The 25,775-nt window shown below is 42.3% G+C and carries 23 protein-coding genes; 10 read left to right on the plus strand and 13 right to left on the minus strand.

All coding sequences use genetic code 11. The annotated features are described in order from the left end of the window. The first annotated feature begins 57 nt into the window (after positions 1-57). Positions 58-1,836 (plus strand): dipeptidase, encoded by a 1,779-nt coding sequence (locus KSK55_RS02730; RefSeq protein WP_256664159.1) that lies wholly within the window; start codon positions 58-60, stop codon positions 1,834-1,836. 89 nt (positions 1,837-1,925) lie between these two features. Here KSK55_RS02730 and KSK55_RS02735 read toward each other — a convergent pair whose 3' ends face one another. The 4 genes from KSK55_RS02735 to KSK55_RS02750 are packed head-to-tail and all read right to left on the minus strand — an operon-like array spanning position 1,926 to position 6,110. Next, positions 1,926-2,960 carry an SPFH domain-containing protein gene (locus tag KSK55_RS02735; protein ID WP_218608074.1) on the minus strand — a complete coding sequence of 345 codons (1,035 nt, stop codon included), beginning with the start codon at positions 2,958-2,960 and terminating at the stop codon, positions 1,926-1,928. Then, a complete protein-coding gene (locus tag KSK55_RS02740; protein WP_218608075.1) occupies positions 2,960-3,511 on the minus strand; it encodes a hypothetical protein in 552 nt (183 codons plus the stop codon). The genes KSK55_RS02735 and KSK55_RS02740 overlap by 1 nt, the downstream gene beginning before the upstream one ends. A 45-nt stretch (positions 3,512-3,556) precedes the next feature. Then, the gene (locus tag KSK55_RS02745) at positions 3,557-5,158 is read right to left on the minus strand and encodes a hypothetical protein (protein ID WP_218608076.1); all 1,602 of its coding nucleotides are present in this window, start codon (positions 5,156-5,158) and stop codon (positions 3,557-3,559) included. A gap of 13 nt (positions 5,159-5,171) precedes the next feature. Beyond that, the gene (locus KSK55_RS02750) at positions 5,172-6,110 is read right to left on the minus strand and encodes a hypothetical protein (RefSeq protein ID WP_218608077.1); all 939 of its coding nucleotides are present in this window, start codon (positions 6,108-6,110) and stop codon (positions 5,172-5,174) included. Positions 6,111-6,567: 457 nt separating this feature from the next. Here KSK55_RS02750 and KSK55_RS02755 point away from each other — a divergent pair, with 457 nt between their 5' ends. Next, positions 6,568-6,972, plus strand: a complete 405-nt coding sequence (locus KSK55_RS02755; RefSeq protein ID WP_218608078.1) for a DUF2202 domain-containing protein — start codon at positions 6,568-6,570, stop codon at positions 6,970-6,972. Further along, the gene (locus KSK55_RS02760) at positions 6,969-7,214 is read left to right on the plus strand and encodes a DUF2202 domain-containing protein (RefSeq protein WP_218608079.1); all 246 of its coding nucleotides are present in this window, start codon (positions 6,969-6,971) and stop codon (positions 7,212-7,214) included. Before KSK55_RS02755 ends, KSK55_RS02760 begins: the two co-directional genes overlap by 4 nt. 117 nt (positions 7,215-7,331) lie before the next feature. On the opposite strand, the gene KSK55_RS02765 is transcribed toward KSK55_RS02760, so the two are convergent. Beyond that, complete coding sequence (locus KSK55_RS02765; RefSeq protein WP_218608080.1) at positions 7,332-7,661, minus strand: hypothetical protein; 330 nt, start codon at positions 7,659-7,661, stop codon at positions 7,332-7,334. Beyond that, positions 7,658-8,122: a DUF4405 domain-containing protein gene (locus tag KSK55_RS02770; RefSeq protein ID WP_218608081.1), complete on the minus strand. Its 465-nt coding sequence runs from the start codon at positions 8,120-8,122 to the stop codon at positions 7,658-7,660. The genes KSK55_RS02765 and KSK55_RS02770 overlap by 4 nt, the downstream gene beginning before the upstream one ends. A gap of 87 nt (positions 8,123-8,209) precedes the next feature. Here KSK55_RS02770 and KSK55_RS02775 point away from each other — a divergent pair, with 87 nt between their 5' ends. Continuing rightward, positions 8,210-10,780: a cation-translocating P-type ATPase gene (locus KSK55_RS02775; RefSeq protein WP_218608082.1), complete on the plus strand. Its 2,571-nt coding sequence runs from the start codon at positions 8,210-8,212 to the stop codon at positions 10,778-10,780. An 11-nt stretch (positions 10,781-10,791) separates the two neighbouring features. Here the strand turns inward: KSK55_RS02775 and KSK55_RS02780 are convergent, their stop codons facing one another. Both KSK55_RS02780 and KSK55_RS02785 read right to left on the minus strand, forming a co-directional pair. Beyond that, positions 10,792-11,115 (minus strand): hypothetical protein, encoded by a 324-nt coding sequence (locus KSK55_RS02780; protein WP_218608083.1) that lies wholly within the window; start codon positions 11,113-11,115, stop codon positions 10,792-10,794. A 5-nt stretch (positions 11,116-11,120) separates the two neighbouring features. Beyond that, on the minus strand, positions 11,121-11,360 hold the full coding sequence (locus KSK55_RS02785; protein WP_218608084.1) for a hypothetical protein: 240 nt from the start codon (positions 11,358-11,360) through the stop codon (positions 11,121-11,123). 152 nt (positions 11,361-11,512) lie between these two features. Here KSK55_RS02785 and KSK55_RS02790 point away from each other — a divergent pair, with 152 nt between their 5' ends. Next, positions 11,513-12,304 (plus strand): FHA domain-containing protein, encoded by a 792-nt coding sequence (locus tag KSK55_RS02790; protein WP_218608085.1) that lies wholly within the window; start codon positions 11,513-11,515, stop codon positions 12,302-12,304. Then, positions 12,301-13,569: a serine/threonine-protein kinase gene (locus KSK55_RS02795; RefSeq protein ID WP_218608086.1), complete on the plus strand. Its 1,269-nt coding sequence runs from the start codon at positions 12,301-12,303 to the stop codon at positions 13,567-13,569. Before KSK55_RS02790 ends, KSK55_RS02795 begins: the two co-directional genes overlap by 4 nt. 128 nt (positions 13,570-13,697) lie before the next feature. On the opposite strand, the gene KSK55_RS02800 is transcribed toward KSK55_RS02795, so the two are convergent. Next, positions 13,698-14,585, minus strand: a complete 888-nt coding sequence (locus KSK55_RS02800; RefSeq protein WP_218608087.1) for a diacylglycerol/lipid kinase family protein — start codon at positions 14,583-14,585, stop codon at positions 13,698-13,700. Between the two features lie 237 nt (positions 14,586-14,822). Here KSK55_RS02800 and KSK55_RS02805 point away from each other — a divergent pair, with 237 nt between their 5' ends. Then, on the plus strand, positions 14,823-16,247 hold the full coding sequence (locus tag KSK55_RS02805) for a transposase (protein ID WP_218607131.1): 1,425 nt from the start codon (positions 14,823-14,825) through the stop codon (positions 16,245-16,247). A 64-nt stretch (positions 16,248-16,311) separates the two neighbouring features. Here the strand turns inward: KSK55_RS02805 and KSK55_RS02810 are convergent, their stop codons facing one another. The 4 genes from KSK55_RS02810 to KSK55_RS02825 all read right to left on the minus strand — a co-directional run bounded on the left by KSK55_RS02810 (position 16,312) and on the right by KSK55_RS02825 (position 21,256). Then, positions 16,312-16,719 (minus strand): hypothetical protein, encoded by a 408-nt coding sequence (locus KSK55_RS02810; protein WP_218608088.1) that lies wholly within the window; start codon positions 16,717-16,719, stop codon positions 16,312-16,314. Between the two features lie 390 nt (positions 16,720-17,109). Next, entirely contained in the window at positions 17,110-18,045 is a 936-nt protein-coding gene (locus KSK55_RS02815) for a cation diffusion facilitator family transporter (protein ID WP_218608089.1), read from the minus strand. Positions 18,046-18,385: 340 nt separating this feature from the next. Continuing rightward, entirely contained in the window at positions 18,386-20,197 is a 1,812-nt protein-coding gene (locus KSK55_RS02820) for a KUP/HAK/KT family potassium transporter (protein ID WP_218608090.1), read from the minus strand. Positions 20,198-20,269: 72 nt separating this feature from the next. Continuing rightward, positions 20,270-21,256, minus strand: coding sequence for a C1 family peptidase (locus tag KSK55_RS02825; RefSeq protein WP_218608091.1), 987 nt, complete (start codon positions 21,254-21,256; stop codon positions 20,270-20,272). 172 nt (positions 21,257-21,428) lie between these two features. Between KSK55_RS02825 and kdpA the strand changes: the two genes are divergently transcribed. The 3 genes from kdpA to KSK55_RS02840 are packed head-to-tail and all read left to right on the plus strand — an operon-like array spanning position 21,429 to position 25,774. Continuing rightward, a complete protein-coding gene (gene kdpA / locus KSK55_RS02830) occupies positions 21,429-23,132 on the plus strand; it encodes a potassium-transporting ATPase subunit KdpA (protein WP_218608092.1) in 1,704 nt (567 codons plus the stop codon). Continuing rightward, on the plus strand, positions 23,133-25,199 hold the full coding sequence (gene kdpB, locus KSK55_RS02835; protein ID WP_218608093.1) for a potassium-transporting ATPase subunit KdpB: 2,067 nt from the start codon (positions 23,133-23,135) through the stop codon (positions 25,197-25,199). It begins immediately after the preceding gene. After that, positions 25,196-25,774, plus strand: coding sequence for a potassium-transporting ATPase subunit C (locus KSK55_RS02840; protein ID WP_218608094.1), 579 nt, complete (start codon positions 25,196-25,198; stop codon positions 25,772-25,774). The genes kdpB and KSK55_RS02840 overlap by 4 nt, the downstream gene beginning before the upstream one ends. Position 25,775: the final 1 nt, after the last annotated feature.

Genomic DNA, 25,775 nt, shown 5'->3' on the forward strand with positions numbered 1-25,775 from the left:
TCAGATTCTAAAAAAGAAGAATATTGAATAGATAAGTATTTGGAAAGTACATTACAGATGATGATCCCGGATAAAATTATACTCCTTCTCCTTCTTATCGCCGGATTTATTCAAATCTCATCCGGATGCACGATATTTGTTGTCACTCCCGGAGCAAGTGAAGATGGAAAAATGTATGTAGGTCACACCAATGACGGATATGGTCCGGGACTAGTTGGTCCAAGCCCGGATGAAGAATTCTCTAAATTGGTCTATATTCCCGCAAAGGACTATCCGAAAGGTGCGATGAGAACCGTCTCCTATGATACAAAATCAGGGGGAGATATTGCCGGAGAATGGACCAGGGGAATACTCCCGCCAACGGGATTTATCCCGGAGATATCGCATACTCATGGCTATCTTGCTTCTGCATATGCGATAATGAATGAAGAGGGACTCATGTGTTCTGAAGCAACAGACTATGCAAAAACCAATCCGGAATATGATCCCAAAGGTAGGATCTTCTATAGCTCTGAACTCTCTAATATTGCCCTTGAACGGTGTAAAACACCACGTGAAGCAATATCCACAGTTGCTGAACTTATCGATTCTTATGGATATTACGGGTATGGGGAAACCCTTGTCTTTGCTAATGGCACTGAAGCATGGATAATGGAGATGTGCGGAGCTCCGGATTGGACCGGCGGTATCTGGGCTGCACAAAAGGTAAAAGACGGAGAAGTCTTTGCCGGGGGAAACATCTTCCGGATAGGACCGATAGATCCAACCAATCCAGACCAGATGATTTCAGAAAATGCGAAAGAAATTGCAGAACAAAACGGATGGACTGTTGAAGAAAACGGACGATTCAATTTTGCCAATACCTATTCTGCCGGAGAATTCACCCACCCCTATCATACATTCGGGAGGATATGGAGTATCTATAACCGAATCGCTCCTTCTGCCAAAACTTCGGCAGTATTCTCGGACTGGAAGGAAAAATCCTATCCGTTTTCCATTATCCCGGACCATCAATTAAATAAAACAGAGATATTCAGCCTGTTTCGTGATCATTACGAAGGAACAGATTGGGATCTGACATCAGGAATTGCTGCAGGACCCTTTGGAGATCCGTATCGTGAACGGGGGCCGGTTGATGAACAGGAGGGCACAATCGCTGAGAGGATTGTTCCGGGTGCCTGGCCATACCCGGTATCAGCAATAACCTGTGGATATAGTTATATCTGTGAATCCGGAAAGAACCAGACCGCTCCGGTTCCCGGTATCTGCTGGTTCGGGTTTGCCCAGCCTTATGAAACCTGCTATATCCCGGTATTCCCAACAATAAGCGAACTTTCCGAGGTCTTTTACCAGGGGAACCGCTCCGTATACGACCAGACATATGGATACTGGCCATTTTCCACCGTCACCAACTGGGCCAGGCTCAGGTATGATTCGATGATTCCTATTATCCGGGAAAAGCAAAAAGAGATAGAAACCAGGGAGATTGAGGATGTTTTAAACGTCTCGAAAAAGGGTCGGGAGATTATGAATTCTTCAGGGAAGGATGCGGCCCGAACATATCTGACCGATTATACACGGGAAAATGCAGAACAGGTAATGAGAGACTGGTGGAATCTGTCAGATTCACTTATCATCAGGTATTCTAATGGAATGATCTGGGATCCGGTGGAAAAGGCAGATAGTCTTGCCGGGTACCCGGACTGGTGGTATAATATTTCCAGATACCAATACGGGCCACGGGTGTATGACATTTCCGGACTAGAAGAGATTTCCGGACTTCAATATGTGAATAGTACGATATATGAGTCGTCGGATTCATTTCCATGGAGATAAGATCTTCAGAAATATCAGCATTCATTCGTTCAAATGGTAAGAATAGTAATTAATAGGAAAATTTGATGATAAAATCGTTTGAGAATATTCTAAACAGGTTCGATATTCTCCTTACAATACGGACAGAATTTTGGAGTTTTTGCAAATCGAAGTTCTGTTCCACAGAACGGACAGATACACATTGAATTATGTACCGGTGGATGAGTGGAAGGTCTGGGTCCGGACTCTTTTGGCATAATCTCATTTCCACACTGAGGACAAAACCTGGTACCCGGCTGAATCGAGAAATTACAGCTAGGACACAAAACGGTGCCCTGATTTGACATAAGATTCTGGTACATCTGAGGAAAAAGCACCATACCAGCCCCAATTCCGGCACCACCGGACGTACCAATAGATTCTGCCATTTTATCCATTGTCTCGAACTTTCGATATTCAAAACCTCCCTGAGATCTGAATCGTTCAAACTTATAGAGATCTTCTTTATACTGTTCTTCAGTATCAACATTCTCAATATTCAAGGAAATGAGTTCCACTCCTCTCTGCTTCATTAAATCAGAAATATTGACCATTACCCTTGTTGAAGTCTTTTCCATCTGGGAAAAGACATCCATATACGTATATTTCGCAAATTCCTGAATCAGTTTTTCATTTAAAAATCCTTTCAAATATTCATTCATCAGTGCCGTATTCAGAGAACTATCCCCCCCTACCACCTGGGTTAAAAACAAGACTGGGTCATCAATTCTAAACTGGAAATTACCATGTGACATCAATGGAATAGGGGCTTTAAATCCTTCAGCTGCTTTTACCATCGAACGGACACCCCATCTACCGTTAAAAATTTTCCGGGAAACGAAGATTACATTAACTTTAAACGGTGTCTCCTTGTATCCAAGTAAGAAATTATAGGTCCGGGTAAGAAGAGGCACATTTTGTGTGCTCAGTATATATCTGCCGGATTTGAAAACATCAAATAATTTTCCATCCCGTATGAAAATGGCGTATTCCCATTCTTTTACGACAAGTGAAGAACCCCACCGGATATTCTCATCAGGAAAACTAAAGAGCAGTTCTTCAGTCCCCGGGTCTTTCCATTCAATAACATTCGTATTCTGATTCATCAAATACCTCCATCCGGACTAATCCCACGGATTATCTCATCCCTGCAATCAAACAGGTTACTAAACTGGATAAGGCATGTTTCATACGTTTCCATACATTGAGAAAAATTCTCCACGTTTCTCTGTTTTATCTCGGTTTTCATTGTTAGAGAAATATCTGATATTTTTTTTGACTGCTCAAAAAGAGAAGCATCATAGGTGATAAGTTTTGACAGATCTTCTGTATCTATCTTAATTGCCTGCCATATTGCAGAATATCCCTGTTTTGCATGTGAAATTTTATTCGCAAGAATATCTGTCTGAATAATCGTCTGTTCCACGGATTTACCCAGGTTGAATTGGTCAGAATTGATAAGTTCTCTCTTACACCAGGTTAAATCATCAATAATCTTATGTAATTTCCGGAATAATTTGTCTCTTATCTGAGCATCAATCTCTCTTCTGACATCTTTCTCTTTGTATCCCCGGTATAATGGAACGTACCTGGAAATGTATTCGATAAGCGATCTATCATCATTCATTTTTGTGATAATTTCTTGAGCAGTATCCATTTTTTCCTCCATTAAAATCATACTCCTATACTGATGGTAATTCTATCACATCGCAAGGTATTGTAATTTTGAGACATCACCAATTGAACGTGGTTTGAGGTCTCCGATGTCGAGATTTAATCGAAATTCATTACCCTGAAGTTCTCCGGGAATGAAAATAAGTCCGGTAATTTTCGGTGCACTCAGGCCAAATTTCCTGCTTATATCTGGATTTTTTTCGAGCATACTATGAATATAGAAATGAACCATCTTTTCAACCTGTTTTTTTGATGTCAGAGGTGGTATTACCTTTTTATTACCCACAATTTTCAGGGAAGTAGACCGGGCAATCTCCTGCAAAATGTTATTTCCACAACTAATAGATTTTTCAGTTGCGAAAAGACCGGATAAAATACCACCTAAAGATCCGATATTTGTGTCCTTGGAAAAAACATCCGTAAGCACACAAAAAGGCCTGCTGTTTAATGAATCCGGGTCGGTTGGAAAGGTGGAGGATACAAAAATCGTATCCCTCGTTTCACACCCCTTTTTATTCAGAAAAAAACCTGTTTTAAAACTATATGGCAGGTCTATAACCCAGAAAGGAATCAGATATGAGCCTGTTCCCGGATGAAACCTGATCTTTCCCCGTCCGTTCTGTGATCTCCGAATCTTCTCAAACATTGAAAAAATCTGGTGATATCTTTCTGTGTCCTTGAATGTTCCTTTCCAGTATCCGGAATCATATTTTTCATGAGTTTGTAATTCCTTCATCAATTTTTCTATTATGGCGAGGGTATTTAGCGGATCTCCGGATGGATCCTCATCAGATGCCAGAATCATCTTTTTAATTACCTTCGCTACGGTTAATTCCTTTAGAATTGCCTGACCCATCAATGCCAGGTTTCTTTCGGTTCCAAGTGTTTTATTCCCCTCTTCCAGTAAAACAATGCCCTCCTCGATGATTCTTTTCGCTTCAAAACAATTTCTGTTCATAAGAAAATGAACTGAAAGGGATATTTTACTCAATCCGGAAAAACGAAGATGTAATGATTTAAATTTTTCACTATTCTTCATTGATTCTGAAGCGGTAAAATAATTAGATGCCATAAGTTCATACTTTTCAGGAGCATCTTTGGTAAATAGCCGGATATTATTAAGAATATAAGCAAAACAGAGAGAAAGAGAATCCATATCTTTTATGCATACACTATCCTCTTTATCAAAAATCAAGGGTTTTATTGAATTGATCTTCGCATTGAACTCAAAGACTTTAACCGGATCATCCTGGGATAGAATATCAGAACTTGTTTTAAATGGGAGACTCATTAATGGTTGGGCCATAATTCTTTGAGCGTTAAAAAAAAGGTGAGAATATTCTGATTCTATTGAAGGTTTGACATGAGTCGTGAAGATGGTATGTCGTGCTACCGGATCTACCTTTTCTGTTCCTGATAGTTCAAATCCGGTAGGAAGCGAAGTTTTTACCCATGCATATACCTGGCCCATTATCTGTTCAAGAAACGCATGTGCGTCTACCAGTTTTTGCGTCGTGCCACAACTAGAGCAGCGGATTAATTCCAATTCTCTGTTTTGAATCTCTAGAGGTGCTCCACAATGATTACAACGGAGAGAAAGGGTTTTTTCAGTTTTTATCGCATTTATCATTATGTAACTCCTTTCATTTCCTCATGATACTTTGAAGATGAGAAATTCGTGCATGTAATTCAGACTCAACCCGATGAATTTCCGTTAAAGCTTTGTTATGATATTCTACTGCGATTTCATCTATTCGGTTTGTAATCGCGTAATAACATACCCTGCATGCAAAAACCGCCTGCTTATCAGGATGCACTGATTGTAACAATTCTTTTTTTTCATTTTTCAACTGATACTCTGATATCTGCGTTTTCATGGGTAAATAATGAATATTTTTCCCATAGATCTCACGTCCACAAAACCAGCATATGACGCCTTGTGAGATCTCATGGATCTTCTGGTTATTTGTCTGTTCATCTTCTTTTTGCCCGAGAAGACTTCTCCAGTGTGAGGCCATCTGGTAATGTTCGACAGATTTTTTCGGGTCGGTCCAAACGATATGTTCAGCAAGCAATTCTTCACTTATGGCATAGAGAAAGTACGAACGTTCAACCCCGTTTACGTATCTGTTTTCAAAAAGTTCAGGAATATTTAAGGCTCGATCACCAATTGTGTTCTGGAATCCATGTGCAACAGTCCGGATTTCTTCAATTATTGAAAAAACGTCCTCGTATTGGCCTTTTGAAAGTTTTTCAAACAATGTCAGTTCTTCTCCGGTTAAGGAACATTCATCAATCAACTCAGAGACCTGGATCTTTTTAAGCCCAAACTTAATTTCCGGAATCGTAACTCTCTCAAGGGATGCTTTTGATCTGATATACCGGTCAGGGTTTTTAAGGTCTGACTGAATAGTCATCAGAAGAGAAAGTGACTTGCACAGGTATTCATCTTGAAAATTGCCTATTTTATTATATTTTTCCGATGCTTTCAGAAACGAATCATGGGCTTTTGCATATTCTCTCTGGTTTACATTACTATATCCAATTTCACGATAATCGTCAGCAGTTTTTAAAAACTTCATTTTATTGAAGATTATATGCCAATATTATTAAAGATACTTGTTTGAATTTAATTTAAAAAGACTTGATAATATAACAAAAATGAATCGTTTATACACAATATCATTCTACAAAAAACGAATATCACATAGGATAATCACGATGGACAATATACATGAATTTTCTCATATATGGGACTACTGCGGTTTTTACCCGAGCAATTTTAGTTGTTGATTTATACTTCTGTACAGAGTATATGTGCTCATACAGAAAATCCAGGATACTTCAAAGAACGAGAATTCCGTTCTTTACTGGAATGAGCAGGACATGAAAAGAGAGTTCTCAATCATCGAATATCTAAATAAATTTAATTCAACGGGATAACCAGAATGATTTGGACGATAATTGACCCTGCGGTATTTTTATGTATACTCAAATCATCCATGTGTATTTATCCTCCTTAACGGCGTTGAGAGAATTATGAAAAAAAATTACATCTTCCTTATTCTCATCCTTGTAACTCTTCTGATCATCATCCCTGCATCTGGTGTCGGACAGGGGTATAGAATTCAATTCCAGGGAAATCAGAATAGTATCCTTCCGGAACCACAAGACTATAATCTTTCAGATATCGAAAGATCAGATCTCCTCTTTATGCGGCAGGAAGAACAAATGGCCCATGACCTCTACATGGTCTGGTATGAGAAGTATTCAATTCCTATCTTTAGGAATATCGCAGACGCCGAAACAAGCCATGCCAGTGAAGTTCAATTCCTCCTTGACAGATATCAGGTTCCTTCTGATATGATAGGAAACTTATCATATGGATATAATAATCCGGAGATTCAGGCACTGGCAGATGCCCTGGCAGTTGGGGGCGTATGAACACTTTCTATCTAAAAAGAAAGAATCCGGAGATTCAGGCACTGGCAGATGCCCTGGCAGAGCAGGGAGCACAATCGCTGACTGACGCACTCAAAGCAGGGGTAGCAATTGAAGAGACAGATATTGCAGATCTTGACAAGGCTATCGCAAATACCACCCGGCCGGATATAATCCAGGTATATACCAATCTCCGGAACGGATCAGAGAATCACCTGAGTGCATTTACCAGCCAACTCTCTTAAAATTCTTTTTTCAGGGACTACACCGATGCGATGAAGGAAGACATGTGAACCAGGTGAACACTGAAAATAATGAACGATTTGAAATTGGGGAAAAAGAGATTTATGAGTTTTCCATTATCACTCTTCGGTCATATCGTCAGGTTCCTCCCCATGATCACAGAAATTATCCTCATCTAAATCGCTCCAGAGCGGACAGTCCGGACAACTGCAATGAAATCCTTTCAGACAGGTACCTGCAAGGGCATCTGCTTCTTCCTGTGTATCTTCATCGATCAGAGTCAAATTTCCTAAACTATCCGTGATTACCTTCTTCTCTTCGCTTTGTGTTGCAAGTAAGGGATCCTGGCATCCATCTCTTCCGGAAGAGGGTGCAGCCAGAACAAATTCGCTAATCATACCAAAAAGGCACAAAACCTGGAAAAATGTCAAAAAGTATTTCGTAATCATTGTTTAACTCCTGATGAAATCAGATTACGGGCCATTCTCCGGATAAATCCTCGAAACTGGTATACATGAACCATTACCAGAACGGTCATAAGTAATCCTGACCAGTCATGGATCTCGGTAATGAGTAACACAGGAACCTGGCGATATGTCAGACCCAGAGCAGATATCAGACCGGGCCATTTCATAATACCGGTAACCACACAGATGATGGTTGCAATAAGGAGGAGAAAACTGGTTAATCTGATGACTGTCTTTCTATTCATAATTCCGACTCCGCTTATCCCTACACGACTTACCTGAGCATCCGGATTCTTGACAATGAGAAACCCGGGAAAGCCGTATCTGAGGAGTATAGGAACAATGAATGATTGAGCATATAAAAAAGCACAATCATTCAGGTTCACCCTTTGAACCGGTTGGTTCAGGGGGTGAAAAAGACCCGGAAATGGACTGTTACACACAATCCCTTATCCCTTCTTAATGAAAAACTTAGAGTGCAAACACAATACGTCTGATTTTGAATATATGTCTAATAATGCGGTATCACTATGACACTTCCGGATATTGAGACCATACAAGGACTATCCAGTACCCAGGTATCAGACCGGATAAGGACATTTGGATATAACGAACTTCCGGAACACAAAAAAGACGGCATTATTGACATTCTTCTTGAGGTTTTCAAAGAGCCGATGTTCCTCCTTCTGGTAGCGAGTGGTCTTATCTACTTTTTCCTCGGCGATATCACTGAAGCCGTCATGCTGATGAGCTTTGTGCTGGTTATTATCGGAATTACGGTATACCAGGAGCGAAAGACTGAACGGGCTCTTGATGCACTCCGAAATCTCTCCAGTCCACGGGCTCTTGTCATCAGAGACGGTGAACAGAGACGGATTGCAGGACGGGAGGTTGTTCCGGGTGATATTCTCATCATTTCCGAAGGAGATAGGGTTCCTGCGGACGGGATTCTCCTCTCATCAAACAATATCACGGTTGATGAATCACTCCTCACCGGTGAATCGGTTCCGGTACGAAAGATTCCCTGGACTGAAGGACTGAAAGAGCAGGCTCCAGGAGGCGATGATCTGCCATACATATATTCAGGAACCCTTGTGGTGCAGGGTCAGGCCCTTGCAGAAGTCAGAACCACCGGCTCAGGGACAGAGATGGGGAAGATAGGGATGGTTCTTCAGGAGGTCGGACGAGGCGATACCAGGCTGAAACTGGAGATATCCACGATGGTGAAGGTCATCGCCACATGCGGCCTTCTCCTGTGCCTTATCATCGTCATCATCTATGGAATTGGCCGGGGAGACTGGATATCAGGGCTTCTTGCAGGAATTACTCTTGCCATGGCAATTCTTCCGGAAGAGTTCCCGGTGGTTTTAACTGTTTTTCTCGCACTTGGTGCATGGAGAATCTCACAAAAGCAGGTGCTGACACGGCAGGTTCCTGCAATTGAAACCCTGGGCTCTGCATCAGTTCTGTGCGTAGACAAGACCGGAACGCTCACCCTCAATAAAATGACCGTGCAATCCTTTTTTGCACACGATGAATTTTGTGACTATGATGGAGTTGGTGAAAATTCTGTTCCTGATTATTGTCATGAATTGTCTGAATACGCTATTCTTGCCTGTAAAAAAGATCCCTTTGATCCCATGGAGAAAGCACTCGTTCAGCTTTCTGAAGGAGATTTTGGGAAAACAGAGCATATTCATAAAGACTGGAAGCTCATTACCGAATATCCCCTCTCATCTGAACTCCTGGCGATGTCAAATGTGTGGCAGTCTCCAGACGGCCATGAGTTTACCATTGCTGCCAAGGGAGCTCCGGAAGCGATTGGTGACCTATGTCATTTTTCAAAGCAGGAGCAGAAAAAACTCGCAAAACAGATAGATATCATGGCATCACGGGGTCTTCGGATTCTTGGAGTTGCAAAGTCATCTTTTTCGCGTTCTGAACTCCCCAGTATCCAGCATGATTTTATATTCACTTTTCTTGGCCTGATAGGATTTGCCGATCCGGTCAGACCGGAAATTTCTAAAGCGGTGAATGAATGCTATGCTGCAGGTATCAGGATCATCATGATTACAGGTGACTATCCCCGTACAGCCCAGAACATCGCAAACCAGATAGGGCTTATGAATGCTGATAATTACCTGATCGGAGCAGATTTGGACAGGTTATCAGATGAGGAACTCAAAGAACGACTCAAAACTGCGACCCTCTTTGCACGAGCCGTTCCAGAGCAGAAACTGCGGATCGTCAATGCTCTCAAGGCAAATCATGAGGTTGTGGCTATGACCGGTGACGGGGTGAATGATGCTCCGGCCCTGAAATCTGCTGATATCGGTATTGCCATGGGAGGGAGGGGCACTGATGTTGCCAGGGAAGCTTCTTCCCTCGTCCTCCTTGATGATAATTTCACTTCTATCGTCTCTGCAGTTAGAATTGGACGAAGAATTTATGATAACCTCAAAAAGGCAATGGCTTATATCTTCTCTATCCACATTCCAATCGCCGGAATGTCACTCATTCCCGTCCTTTTTGATATGCCACTTATTCTCATGCCCATGCATATCGTTTTCCTTGAACTCATCATCGATCCAACTTGTTCAATTGTTTTTGAGGCAGAAAAGGAAGAACAGGATATCATGAACCGGCTGCCCCGATCTGCGGATGAACGGCTCTTTACACCAAAAACCCTCTTTCTCAGTCTGATGCAGGGATTTGTTGTCCTGGGTGTTGTGTTACTTGTGTATCTTCATTCCCTGATGAGCGGGCTTGGCGAGACAGAGGTTCGGACCATGACCTTTATCACCATCGTACTTGCAAACCTGCTTCTTATCCTGACCAACCGGTCCTGGTCAGAGACGGTAATCTCCACGATTCGGACACCAAATAAGGCGATGGGATGGGTATTTTTCGGAACGATTAGCAGCCTTGTCCTGATCCTTACAGTACCGGCACTCCGGGATATCTTCAGGTTTTCCCTGATATCAGCCGAAGGAATTGTCACCTGTGTGTTAGCTGCCGGAGTAAGTGTGCTCTGGTTTGAGGCCTGGAAACTTTGGAACTTACGAAAAAATCAGACCTCCCATTATTTACAGGGAATTTAAAAAAAAGAAGATCAGAACCGGTGGCCGTTCCCATGTCCGTGGGAACCTGAGCGTCCAGCATTACCAGATCCAGGCCCTGCATGATGATGCATTCCGGTTCCATCAAGAGGACGCACCCCATTGTTCGGACAGTTTTCACGGATACAGGATCCATTCCCTGACCCAGATCCATATCCAGCCTGATCCTGACCATTCTGATTGGAAAGACCATACTGATACCCGGTACCATCCTGAGGTCCGGTCTTTCCTGCACCCGATACCGGGAGAATTATCAATAGAATGACCAGAACCGCAAGAAGTCCGATACCTGCCAGGGTCATCGTTCTTCGGTCCACTGTTCTCACCTTTTATTCAGGTTTTTTCCGTACTGCAATCCAGTTCCATCACGTGGAGGAGTCTGGTTGTTCGGGCAGTCTGCCTGTGGGCAATCCGGATTCGGACAGACGCCAGTTCCTGATGAACCATCGCCACTATGTAGCATAATACCATTCCCATTTCCACCCTGTCCGGCTGCTGATACCGGAAAAGTGGCTCCCAGAGCGATAAGGCCCAGGATAAGGATTACGACAATTGCTTTCATATTTTTCTCCTGACCGCCTGAGCGGTGCATATACCCTCTTATGTTCCAGGAGAATATATATGGATAAAATAGGACTGGTTACCCCCCTGAACCTCAGGGTTGTATAGGGTAGACTTTGATAACCATAGCCTGCATATGAACTAGGAGAATATATGAATCCGGAAAGACCTGATGACCGGACTATCCTTACCAGCTCAGATCCTGAGTTTATATCAGAATTATCTGAGTACCTCGATGTTCTCGCAAGCCCCATCCGCCTTCATATCCTCTCATTTATCGGAACAAAACCCCGTACGGTCAGGCAGATCTCACATGAGATTGCGACAAGTTATGAGAATACAAAAAAACACCTGACAAAACTACTTTCGCTTGGGATCATCAGAAAGGAGATCGGAGTATCAGATGAACCAGTAAACCAGGGACAGCCGGTTTTTTATTATATGCTCGTCCCGGACGGTCTGAACCATGCTGCACACAATCTCACTATATTCAGCTCAGTAGCCGGAAAAAGTAATCCGGACCTATCAAAACAGGCAATAGCAGCACAAAACGGGCTGCACAATATTTTCCCCTCAGGCCCAGGACTTATTGTCATGAATGGTTCAGAGCAGGGAAGAACGATTGAACTGACCGGGACCATGTACCGGGTCGGAAGAATTGAAGAGGGATGGGACGGGATCGCTCCTGAACCGGCTGTTCTTCTGAATGATGAGTACCGCTCAGTTAGCCGGGTATCACGGCCTCATGTATGGCTCAAAAAACAGGCAGGATTCTGGACATTAGCAGATGGAAACAGTAAAGGGGGAACGTATGTGAATGGAAAACCAATCACTCATGATTTCGTGGTTTTGAAGGAAGGCGATAGAATAGAACTCTCACCCGGCACTCTTGGAGTGAACCTGACCTTTCATTCTGGAAAAAAAGATCTAAATCATAATTTATGAAAACAACCATATTCCCAGCAGATAAATCTCAGAAAAGAATAAATTCCGTTACTCTGCTTCAGATATTAAATCTGGCTCTCGCGATACTTTATCTTACCATAGAACTCTTCCTGGTATCTGTTCCCCAGTCACATGGTCATGGAGTCGGGATGGGGCATGGAGTTGGAAATACATTTACTTTCTCTCTTCCTTTGTTTTTGATCCTATTCCTACTTATGATCCTGTTTCATATTATTTCGGTTTTCCAGAATCGTCTTCAGGTCCGGTTCATCCTTGGAACAGGATTAGGTCAGGTTATCACAGCGACTCTGCTATCTGGCCTTCTTCTCTTTTCCCGTCAGTCTTTTAATCTTCTTAAGATTGAATATCCGTACACTAGTCTGATTCTCTTTTTCCTTACCGTCTCACTCATCCTTGGAGTGTATATGGTAATCGGAAAGGTAAGGAAAGAATATGGAAATGAGAGAGAAATGGATCGTAATATCTCTTCTTTTCCCCTTCCGAAAAACCGGTATAGGAACATAAGACCAATCGGAGAGGGTGGTGTTGGTACAATCTGGTATGCAGAGCGTATCGGTGATGGAACGTCGGTGGTGGTAAAAGTCCCCCGAAAGGAGGACGAAATGACCGGTCTTTCATTTATGCAGGAGATCAGTATCTGGAAAGATCTAGAACATCCCCATATTGCAACGCTTCTTTCTGCAAATATCCTTCCCGTTCCGTACCTTGAGATAGAATATCTCCCTGGATCAGTTGCAGACCTGAAAACCCCGATCCCAGTCGAACAAGCAGTTCTGATTATTCAGGGTCTTGTATCCGCTCTTTTATATGCCCATGGCCGGGGAGTAACCCATTGTGATATTAAACCCACGAACATTCTTCTGACATATGAGGGGATACCAAAACTCACCGACTGGGGTCTTGCACGGTCAGGAAGAGACCGGTGGTCAGTATCAGGATTTTCTCCCACATATGCTGCACCAGAGCAGCGTCAGATGAATTCAGAATGTACCGCCACAACAGATATATGGCAGGTTGGGATGGTATGTGCCGAACTTATCACTGGCAGACCGGAGATCCCATCAGGAACAGAACCCGTCTTTCAGACCGGAATAGGGAAGATATTGTTGTCAATTATACAGAGATGCCTGACTGCAGATCCAGCCGGACGGTATCAGTCGATCCAGGAACTTTCAGATGACATCGCATCCCTTTCCAGTATTTCTGTTGATAATTCTCTGGAAGTGGCAGCGACTGATAAGTAATCCTTTCTTCGTATTATTGTTCACCATCCATATAATTGTCAGTAATAATAATTCCATCTCCCATCATTTCCAGTAAAAAATCTCTCAAGCAATCCTTATCTGGACTCATGGACAGGTGAAGAGGACTTTTATGAAAGAGAGAGATCCTCATCATGATCCTTGAAAATGGAAGGAGCCAGCACTTTTATCGCTTCTTCATCGATAGATAATTGTACAGGGGTCCGGGTGACTTTCTCACCTCCCATGATCACGTATTTAAAAGGGTCCGTCACAATACAGGCGGATTGAACTTTAAATAATCTTGACTCGGGAAATTTCAGATGTCGGCCGAGAATAAATCCAATCCAGAATTTGAGGCCCTGCCATTCGCTGTCAGTTTCCATTGCAAAAATTAACAGCGTTTTATTGTCGATATGTGCATCCGGTGTTATCTTTCTTGCCCCGTAAAAACTACCATTCGCAATAATTAATTGTCTGGTGTGGATAGTTTTGGTTTGACCTGCTATCGTAATCGAACAACTGAATAACTCCTGTGATATTAGGTATCTTGTCTCATAGAGAAGATATGATATCATACCAAGATATCGTTTCAATCTTCGCGGTGTTGCTGAAATGATAGCATGTGAAAAACCAACCGTAGCGATATTTAAAAAATACTGGCCGTTTATGACCCCTATATCAACATCCACAACTTTCCCACACGCAATTACTTCAATTGCTTTTTCTAGTGACATAGGAATACCCATCGAGCGGGCAAAATTATTTGCTGTTCCAAAGGGCAGAATACCTAATACAACGTCCTGATGAACAAACAGATCAATGACAGAATTGAATGTACCATCACCACCTCCTATGATGATGAGTCGATATCCATCAGAAATCACCTCTGAAACCACCTGTTTCAATCGTTCCGGTTTACGGACAGGATATGAAGCAACGATGTCTATACCATACTTGTGAAAAAGATCAAGAGCCTCAAAAAAAAGTTTTTCACCTTTTCGTGAATAGGTATTCACAATAAGAGCTGCTTTTTTATCTTTTTTTATAATATCTTCAAGATCATATTTATGAACCCTAACTTTTCTTAGTTAACCCAGTATTGTAAGTTTCCTTCAAATATTTTTACCCTTTGTTTTGAAAAATATTCAATTTTTAAGGAGTTTAAAAAATGAACTTCTAGAACAGGGCAAAATATTTATAATTCTACTAATAAATTAACACAGTGTATTTTAACCCAGTAGTAGGATATGAATATGATCCCTGATAAGGTGCGGCACACCCTTCAAAACTTGAAAAAAAATCTTCAACATAACGTAGAAATTCATCAAATCAAAGGTGGTTTTTATGTTTATCGCGCTTCAAGTGTGTATGATCCACAAACAAAAAAATCGAAAAAAACGACACACTATATTGGATCCATAACTCGTGATGGTACGTTTAAACCCAAAAAAAATTCAGCCTCAAAAATAGTTTCAAACAGAGAAATATTTGAATATGCTAATGGGATGCTAGCCTATTCATACATCAAGGATCTTGAATCATTATTAGAAAAATATACTCCATATTTCAAGGAATTAGTCACTATGGCTATCGTAAAAGCCTTAGATCCTAAACCTCTCAGATTAATTGAATCACGATGGGAAAAGTTAGATTTATCCAATCAAATCAATGTCAAATTGTTGCCTAAACATTTAGGAGAGGTACTTCACCAAATCGGTTCTGAAGTTGGCTGGTGGTATGACTTATTTGCAGAATTAGCTTCAGACGACGATTTGATATTTTACGACTTAACTGCGATTATTACTTATTCTGAATCAATAAAGTTAGCTGAAAAGGGATATAATGCAGACCATGATAAAAACGAACAAATTGGGGTTTCAATGGCATTCTCATCGAATACCGGTCTTCCAATCGGATGCGATGTCTCATATGGATCTATGAGAGATATAAAAACAATAAAAAATTTCTTAAATCGATTTAAAGACAACGATATTGGATTAATTTTGGATCGGGGCTTCTCTTCGTATTCATTGTTGAATGAACTAAAAAAAAGAGGTATTCACTACCTTGTCCCATTAAAAAAGAATTCAAAATTCTTACAAAAATCTAAAATAGTATGGGATGGAGGGTTTTTATATCGTAATAGAGGGATTTTGTGTACGTGTGTTAATAATCAATATGGTTACCTCTACCTTTATATGGATCCCTTATTGAAGGGGGAAAAAGAATCTACTTTACTAAAAAATTCACTTAAAAGAGGCCTGAATGTAGGTGAATATCAAAATAAATGCGAATTTTCGGGAATAATTCCAATATTATCTGACATTGCTAAACCTCCAGCAGAAATTTTTCTTTTATATAAAGAGAGGGAAGATGTGGAACTTGCATTTGATGCATTAAAAAACCCAATAGATTCAGATAAATCGTATTTGCAGTCGGAAGAAAGTGTTAGAGGTTATTTTTTCATATCATTATTGGCACTGAGGATATACTTTTCAGTTTTAAGAAAACTTCGCATATTAAACTTAAATCAGATTATCTCTGTAGAAGAAGTCTTTTTTGAACTTTCAAAAATTGAGATAATTCATGATGCACGTGGAACAAAAAGTTTTGCACAGATTCCTAAGAGAGCAACAAAAATACTCAGCCTCTTCACCGACCAAATACCTATGGGTTAAAATGCCGAGTTCAGGTTATGAATCATAATATCAGTTGATAGTAAACAAAAAAAAGATGAAAACATTAAATGTTTGATATTATAGCTGTTTTAATAATATCAGCAAGATAGTCTCCGGTAAGATTGGAAATTGCCGAAGCATTCAGTTCTGGCATTACCAGAATATCCTGTATGATGGCTTCCTGGTGTTGTAATGCAGTTAATGCCTTATCCCGGATTGGGATGATTTTTTCAGATACTTCAATAGATTGTAAGTGCTCAATCTCCCCTTTTACGATACCCTGATACCCTTCCAGGTTCAATCGTGCCGCGTCCCAGTCCTGTATCCTGACATTTTCATTGATCTGTGATATCCGGTTCACTATTTCGTTCTGAAATTCCTGAAGAGAACTTAAAAACGCGACATCATGTTGATTTATGAGAGATGTACATCCTGCCATAAATAATGAGCCGATAAGAACTATTACAACCATAAAAACGCAAAAAAAAATTCTCATTTTAATCCTCGTAGATGTAAGAAGAATTATTTTCATTGATTTGGTCATAAAGTTTACGATCGTGAACAATTTTTCACATCTCATTCAGCATATCGTACCAAGTTCACGATCACGTCAAAAGATCTCCTTAATGTCCACTCCTTTAGGTTTTAGAAAAACGAAGAAATAAAGAACGTCCTAAAACCTCCACTTTGAATACACGCCATAGTTTAAGCCAATTTTACAGGATTGGTGCAGATAGTTGGCATGAAACAAGATTCATACCATTTGACCAAACATAGGAGTGCTAGTGGTGCCATCATTAAAACCTCAATATGCATGTATGATTGATTCTTTCAACGGGATCGATATTTTAGTGCAAAAAAATTATTCAGGCACATTACATATCCCTGATTTTAACAGATGTTCCCCCGTATTGGGCTCTACGTGAATCGTAATACATGCCCTTGGAAACTCCAGTTTCAGATCTCTTTCCAGGTGCTCGGTAAAATCATGAGACTGTTCCACGGTGATATCTTTATCTAAAACAAGATGCAGATCAATAAAAATCTCCGGACCTGCCCTCCGGGTTCGTAATCCATGGAAATTGACATATTCAGACTGATGTTCACAGATAATAGAAGTGATTCTGGATACTTCCTTTTCAGAAAGACGGAAATCAATCAAGTCTTTATATGATTTCATGGTCAGATCATATGCCGCCTTCATAATGACCAGAGCAACTCCTATTGCAACAATTGAATCCAGAAGATGAATACCTGTCAGCCATATGAGGAAAAGACCAGTCATTACTCCAATCGAGGTATAAATATCAGTCCGAAGATGCCATGCATCACTCTCTAATGCAATCGACTCTGTTTTCTTTGCAATTTTCATGAGCCGGGTGGAGACAAACGTATTTACACCGGCTGAAATCCCCATGACAGCAATACCTGCCCACATGAGCAGAGGGTTCATCGGTTCATAGGATGGCGTGAGAATTTTTTGGACCGCTTCATTGATGATAAGAATTGCGGCGATAAAAATCAAAATCGCTTCAATCATTCCAGAAACAGATTCATACTTCCCATGTCCGAACTGGTGTTCTTCGTCTGGTGCCTCTCCGGATTTTCTCACCGAGAAAAAAGCTATAACTGAAGCCAGAAGATCCATCCCCGAATGAATCGCTTCAGAAATGATGCTCACCGATCCAAGAGCAAATCCGACAATGAACTTCATGATGACAAGAACAGAATTAGAACATACCGAGAGAAGGGCAGTTTTTTCTTTCTCTTTATTGAGATTATAATTTTGAGATGTCATGGATTATCGATAATAAGTTGAAAAATACCTGAAATAGTGAGATGTTTTTTTATAAGCGATTGGTGTACCGTATGAGGTTGGTTTTGTAAGAATCAGGTATAATAAAGGACTTTTTAAGGCCTGCATTTCTCTAACACATTATAATTTATGCAAAAAAACATGTGATTGAAGAGATTCTGACATGATAGTATAATATCTTTTTTTTATGACATTTCAAAAAAGATCATATCATGGGTATGAACTACGACAGACAGAGAGGATTGGATTTAGTCTCACATTACATGGAAATTACCACACCTACCACCGGAAAGAGAGGGCAGGAGGTGTGACTCCGTAAGCGTTACATGATAAACCGGGTAATAACTCCATGTATCTTCTCTGACGGAAGTGCATAAAACTGCACAAAGGGAGGAGATACCTTTTTAATTATTCCAAACAGGTTCCAGATCATCTTGTCACTCATGATATTTTCAATCCCGTAGAAAATCGTCTTTTCATTAATTCCATGCTCACGGAGGAGTGATTCAACATCAAGAAACTCCAGGTAACCAGTTTCGATACTAAAAAATGACAGTCCTTTCTCGATCTCCTGCTGAAAATAGGTACTGATTCCAAAGGGATGATTTGTCATACGGATGGAGACGAAAATATTCGACTCATACAGGATATTATTCTGAAAAAAGATGGTCCCAATGTAGGGAGAGACATATTTAAGATCAGATGTAAAGTACAACGCAGCGCCAGGAATTTTACATACCGATTCGTACAACTCGTTATACCTCTCGGCAAACCGGTTATAGGGAATGGGTTTCAGAGTTGTATAGAGCTTTTTCTGTCCGGTGATGAAGATCACGATGATCGCGAATGGAACACCTGCAAGGATAACCGACCAGTAACCTCCATGAGGAAGTTTTGTCAATGATGCGAAAAGGAAGGTTGTATCTATGAGCAGTAAGAGTGACATAATCCCAACTTTCACACTATCTTTTTTCTTATAGAAGATGAGGAGGAGCATAAGGGCAGATATGGTCATATTTCCAGTAACGGCAAGTCCATACGCAGCTCCCAGATGTTCTGAAGACTGAAATGTGATCATGACCAGAAGCACGGAGATCAGGAGCAGCCAATTGACAGTATCTATGTAGATTTGCGATTGCATAGAGGAAGAGGTGAAATCAATCTTCATCTTCGGAATGATCCGGGTTGTCATCCCTTGGTACACGATGGAGAACATCCCACTTATCATCGCCTGTGACGCAATTATGGTCGCACATACACTGAGCAGGAGGAATGGGATATACAGAATGCCGATTTGCGTTGAAACCATGGAAAAGAGGACCGACCCCATGGACCCATGTTCGAGTACAAATGCTCCCTGTCCGAGATAACTGAGCATAAGAGCTGGAAAAACGATATACCAGGCTTTCATTATAGGTTCACGACCAAGATGGCCCATATCAGCATAGAGTGCTTCTCCGCCGGTAATACATAAAACAACTGCAGATAATACAAGAAGTGAGATAATTCCATGTTCCAAAAGGAATTCAAGAGCATAATGCGGGCTTAAGGCAAGCAGTATCTGTGGATTGTGGATGATTGCAATACAACCGGTTATAGACAATAAAAAGAACCAGAGCAGCATTACCGGGCCAAACATCCATGAGATCTGTTCTGTTCCCCGACGCTGGATACTAAACAGACTGATAGCGATTACTGCTGCAATACCGATAAGAATCATCCCGGGAAGATTCTCAAGCCCAGGGACAAATGCTATTCCTTCAACTGCCGAAAGAATACTTATCGCCGGTGTAATAACGCCATCACCCATAAACAGGCAGATGCCGATAATTGCAAGAAATGATATGGGAGGGACCAGGGATGATTCTTTCAGATGCGATAATAATACCTCTTTTAAGACGATTGTCCCCCCTTCACCCTTGCTACTTACACTCATGGCAAGCCAGACATACTGAATCGTGATAACAAAAAATAAACTCCAGAATATCAGAGAAAGAATGCCAAAAATATTCTGTTCTGATGGTTTTATAACAAGGAGAATGATACTTATTGTGTATATTGGACTGGTCCCGATATCTCCGAATACCAGGCCCAATGATTTTATTACCCGGGAATCAGCCAGGTGAGAAAACATAAGTTATCCTTTCCATAGGGACGTTATATGGTTTCTGGTTTTTCAAAATGAATGGATAAGAGTTATTTTTCATCAAACGGTATCAAAGTACACAGCACCTTCTCCTATCCGGGATGAATGGACATCGATGTTAAACCAGCCACCTTCTCCCCATTCTGTCCCGATACTATTCTTCCCGATGAAAAACTCTCCTTCTTCATCAGCACCCCATCCAACCAGGATGACCGCATGATTGGTCTCATCACTCTCTTCTTCGCTGTAAAAGATCCCTCCACTGTACTCATCAAAGGCATCGTCATCATCAACACCAACGCCAATCGGTCCTTTCAGATAGATGGCGGCTTTTAACTCTTCAACGGTAGGGAGTGATACTTCAGCATCATCAGATTCAGTAGTTGCGTTGACATAGGCCCATTTTCCTGCTGTAAACCGCTCTAATCCGGAAAGGTTTTTGCATGCGTCTGAAATTTCATCATAGGGGTAATTCTGTTCCAGCACCGTTCCCACAAGGCCATCCGGACCAGGAGTATCTACAAGATAAGGCATTGCGGTCTCAAAATCCCCTCCATCACAGCCGTCATCATCATGGTCACAGGATAAGAGGTATTGTTCGGAGAGATCGATGTTCAGATTTGGATTATCCTCTAATATCTTCACATGGGATTCCAGAATTCCGATGACTGCATGAGCCCAGCAGCTTCCACATTCTTCACCCTGGTCCTTTACCGGTGTGGTCCAGTCCCCGTTATTATCTCTCCAGTCAAAGAATTCCGGAAGGTCGGTCGGGACAGTAATCGGTAGGGTTTCCTTAGCTATTGTAGTGTTCACCGGTTTACTTTTCAGGCTCCGTATCTTCTCCTTCTGTTCAATAGTCAGGTTTGAGAGAGGGATATTTCCCGATGTCCACTTATGGGAGAGCGTCGGAATGGAGGCGGGATCTTCAAGATAGGTGTCGGAATCAACCTCATAATCAGATGCTGAAACAGAAAATACAGCACAAAGACCCAGAATCAATACGAGGATACATAATTGCAGGAGAAATCGTGATTGGGGTGACATACTGTGGTATGTGATGGGGGAATGGATATTTCTTCGCTCGAACGAAGAGAATGACTGTTCTACTCATACAGGATACATTCCCTTACTTTCCCCTAAATATCTCCTCTTACGAGAACCCTGAATACCTATATACTAATGACCCCTAATCCCTTTCCAACAAGTGAGTATACATATGTCCCCCCAACCCATTCCCGATCTTTTCATTATCGGGGTATTTCTTATATCCCTCACAATTATAGCATTCTTTTTCGGAACCTACCTATACCATGTCTTTTCTGGCAGATATGCAAACACATTTGCAGGACAAATTGAACGGTGGATATACAAACTGACCGGAACAGATGATGAAAACGAACAGACCTGGCGTGAATATGCACGTGATCTTCTCATATTCAACCTGGCCGGAGGAGTTCTCCTTTTCATACTTCTCGAAACCCAGGGTGTGCTACCGATAAATGTACAGGGCTTTGGACCAGTTGAACCCCTGGTTGCATTCAATACTGCAGCCAGTTTCATGACCAATACGAACTGGCAGACGTATACCGGTGAGGTGACTCTATCATACCTCTCGCAGATGGCAGGCCTTACCGTGCAGAACTTTCTTTCCGCAGCGACAGGAATATGTGTTGCCATCGCGGTAATGCGTGGATTTGCCAGGAAAGAGACTTCAAAATTAGGAATCTTCTGGGTCGATTTAACCAGAACAATTATCTATATCCTCCTCCCCCTGGCTTGTATCTTTACAGTACTTCTCGTATCTCAGGGAGTTATCCAGAATTTTGATCCTTATGTTCAGACAACCGGATATGGAACTGCTCCAGGTCAGCTCATCCCCATGGGTCCGGTTGCATCACAGGAGGCAATCAAGGAACTGGGAACAAACGGCGGAGGATTTTTCAACGCAAATTCAGCGAATCCATTTGAAAACCCTACTGCTCTGACAAATCTTTTGGAAATATTTTTGATTCTTCTTATTCCAGCCTCCCTTCCGTTTGTTTTTGGCAGGTTTTTACAGAAGAAACGAGAGGGATATACTCTCTACGCGGTTATGATTCTGCTCTTTGTAATCTCTCTTGTTATTCTGTACGAGAGTGAATTCCTCGGCAATCCGGAGACAACTGCACTAGGAGTGAGTGGAGCCCCCATGGAGGGGAAAGAAGTCAGATTCGGCCTCGGAGGATCGGTTCTTTTTGCCGCAGCAACGACCGCCACCTCATGCGGAGCCGTAAACACCATGCATGATTCTTTGACTCCCCTGGCTGGAATGATACCGCTTGTGCTCATCCTTCTTGGTGAAATCGTGTATGGAGGAGTCGGATCCGGATTTTATTCAATTATCGGTTTTGTTATCATTGCGGTATTTATTGCCGGACTTATGATTGGGAGAACACCCGAGTATCTTGGGAAGAAGATTGGCATCTTTGAAATGAAGATGGCGATTACTGCAATCCTTACCAGTGGAGTAATCGTCCTCATTATGACTGCACTATCCCTTGTAATTCCGGGAGGGATTATGTCAATGCAGGATCCTGGGCCACATGGATTTTCAGAATTATTGTACGCGTGGGCATCCATGGCAAACAACAATGGGTCAGCATTTGCCGGGTTTGATGCCGCAAAAACCTTTTACCTGGTTTTCGGATCCGTCGCCATGATTCTTGGCAGATTTATCCCCATGATTGCCCTTCTCGCCCTGGCTGGATCAGTTGCCGGGAAAAAGACCCTCCAGGCTGGTCCGGGGACTCTACCAACAGATACTCCCTCCTTTGTGCTCTGGATAATCATGGTCATCCTCATCGTCGGAGTCCTGACATTTTTCCCGTTCCTTGCTCTCGGGCCGGTGGCGGTATGGTTTATTCTCACAGGAGGGCTCTAGATGACCAGAAAAAGAGTATCTGCAGTCAGTTCGTTTGATCCCCTCCTTGTCAGGGAGGCACTATGGCGGGCGGTTAAAAAACTCAATCCTTATGAGCAGAAGGATAATCTGGTCATGCTCCTCGTGGAAATAGGGAGTATTATTACCACGTTCATTTGTATTCTGTCACTTCTCGGTTTTGGGAGTGAGTCAGGACTCTTTGTTGGCCTCATCACATTCTGGCTCTGGATAACGGTATTGTTTTCTAACTTTGCAGAAGCACTCTCGGAGGGACGGGGAAAAGCCAGAGCATCATCACTTCGGCAGTCAAAAGGAACAGTAATGGCGTATAAAGTAACTGAACCGAAATTTGATGCTCCAGGATCCTCTATCTCATCTGATGAACTCATGCCCGGTGATCTGGTACGAATTCAGGCCGGTGAGACAATCCCGGCTGACGGTGAAGTGGTTATTGGAGCAGCTCTGGTGAATGAATCAACCGTAACAGGAGAATCTGCCCCCGTTATCAGGCAGTCAGGAGGCGATCGAAGTGCAGTGACCGGAGGAACACTGGTTACGGCAAATGAAATCATCATCAGAGCAACCTCCAAACCAGGAGAGTCAGTTCTTGACCAGATGATTGCAATGGTTGAAGGAGCAAAGCGGAGGAGAACCCCGAATGAAATTGCCCTGAATATCCTTCTCATCTCGTTAACCCTGCTCTTTCTCCTTGTAGTCATTACCCTTCAGCCAGTATCCGCTTTTAGTGCCAGCATGACCGGCACAGGTTCACCTCTCTCTATTACTGTTCTGGTAGCACTTTTTGTCTGTCTGGCCCCGACAACCATTGCAGCTCTCCTCCCGGCAATTGGTATTGCAGGCATGGACAAACTCTTTCGGAGAAATGTTATCCCTCTTTCAGGAAGGGCTATAGAATCTGCAGGAGATGTCACTGTTCTCCTCCTTGATAAGACTGGAACGATAACCTATGGAGACCGACAGGCGGTTGAATTCATACCGGTTGATGGAATAAACCAGAAGGATCTGATAATTGCAGCTGCATTTGCCTCCTCTGCTGATGAAACCCCGGAAGGAAGAAGTATCATCACGCTTGCTGGAAACCTTTTACCAGAAGGGCTACCGGATGCTACTGGCACCAGATTTATCCCATTTTCTGCTCATACCAGAACAAGCGGGGCAGAATTAGGAGATAATCTCTGGCTGAAAGGAGCCTCTGATGCGATCTCCCAGCATGTTGAACAAAACGGAGGGATAATTCCGGATGATATCAGTCTGAAAGTAACCCGGATAGCATCATCAGGAGGAACACCACTCGTAGTCTGCAGGAACAATCAGGTTCTTGGTGTCATTCATCTGAAGGACGTTTTAAAGACCGGTATCAGGGAGCGATTTGTAGATCTCCGGAGAATTGGTATCCAGACGATTATGATAACCGGAGATAATGCCCTTACTGCTGCTGCCATCGCTGCTGAAGCTGGAGTTGATGATTATCTTGCCAGTGCCAAACCTGATGACAAACTGCGTCTTATCAGAAAGTATCAGGATGAAGGTGCAATGGTAGCCATGACCGGAGACGGAACCAATGATGCTCCGGCTCTTGCCCAGGCGGATGTAGCTGTCGCGATGAATAACGGGACCCAGGCTGCACGTGAAGCAGCTAATATCATCGACCTTGACAGTGATCCCACGAAACTTCTTGATATTGTCCAGATCGGAAAGGAGATACTAATGACCAGGGGAGCACTGACCACATTTTCCATAGCAAATGATATCGCCAAGTATTTTGCCATTATTCCCGCTGCACTTGCAGGAATCTATCCAAGTCTTGCAGCTCTCAATATTATGCATCTTTCAAGTCCTGAATCTGCTATTTTATCAGCCGTGACATTTAATGCAATTATCATTCCTCTTCTGATTCCTCTTGCAATCCGGGGAGTCAGGTACCGATCTATTCCAGCCTCAAAACTTTTCACATCCAACCTTGTTATCTACGGATTTGGAGGAGTGCTGGTTCCGTTTGTCGGGATTAAACTTCTTGATCTGATTATCACCGGAGTGATGCAATGACCTGGTATCGAATCTTCATCCGGGCTTTTCTGTTTCTCGGAATATTTACGATACTTTTGGGAATCGGATATCCTCTTCTTGTAACAGGGGTTACATCCGTTTTATTCCCATTCCAGAGTCATGGCAGTCTGATCTCAGATGATTCCGGAGATATTGTGGGATCTGAACTCATCGGAATGGAGTTTTCCGGACCGCTCTACTTTGAGGGAAGACCTTCAGAAGTCAATCCCGGTACATCCTTCATCCTTCTTTCCGGAGGAACAAATTATGGACCGTCAAATCCCCAGCTCTTTTCCATAATCCAAGAACGAATGAACGAATGGAGAGCCAGAGGGGTTACCGGAGATATTCCTTCAGACCTTATCATGGCATCAGCCAGCGATGTAGATCCCCACCTCACTGTTGATTCAGCACTTGTTCAGGTGCCTTCAGTTGCACATGCCAGAAATCTCTCTCCGGATCAGGTACAAGCCCTTGTCCTTCAACATAGTATACAAGACAGGGTTTTTTCGGATCCCTATGTGAATGTCTTTCTCCTGAACCGGGCACTAGATCAGGAAGCACTGGAGGAATGAA

This window comes from Methanospirillum hungatei, assembly GCF_019263745.1.
Taxonomy (GTDB): Archaea; Halobacteriota; Methanomicrobia; order Methanomicrobiales; family Methanospirillaceae; genus Methanospirillum; species Methanospirillum purgamenti.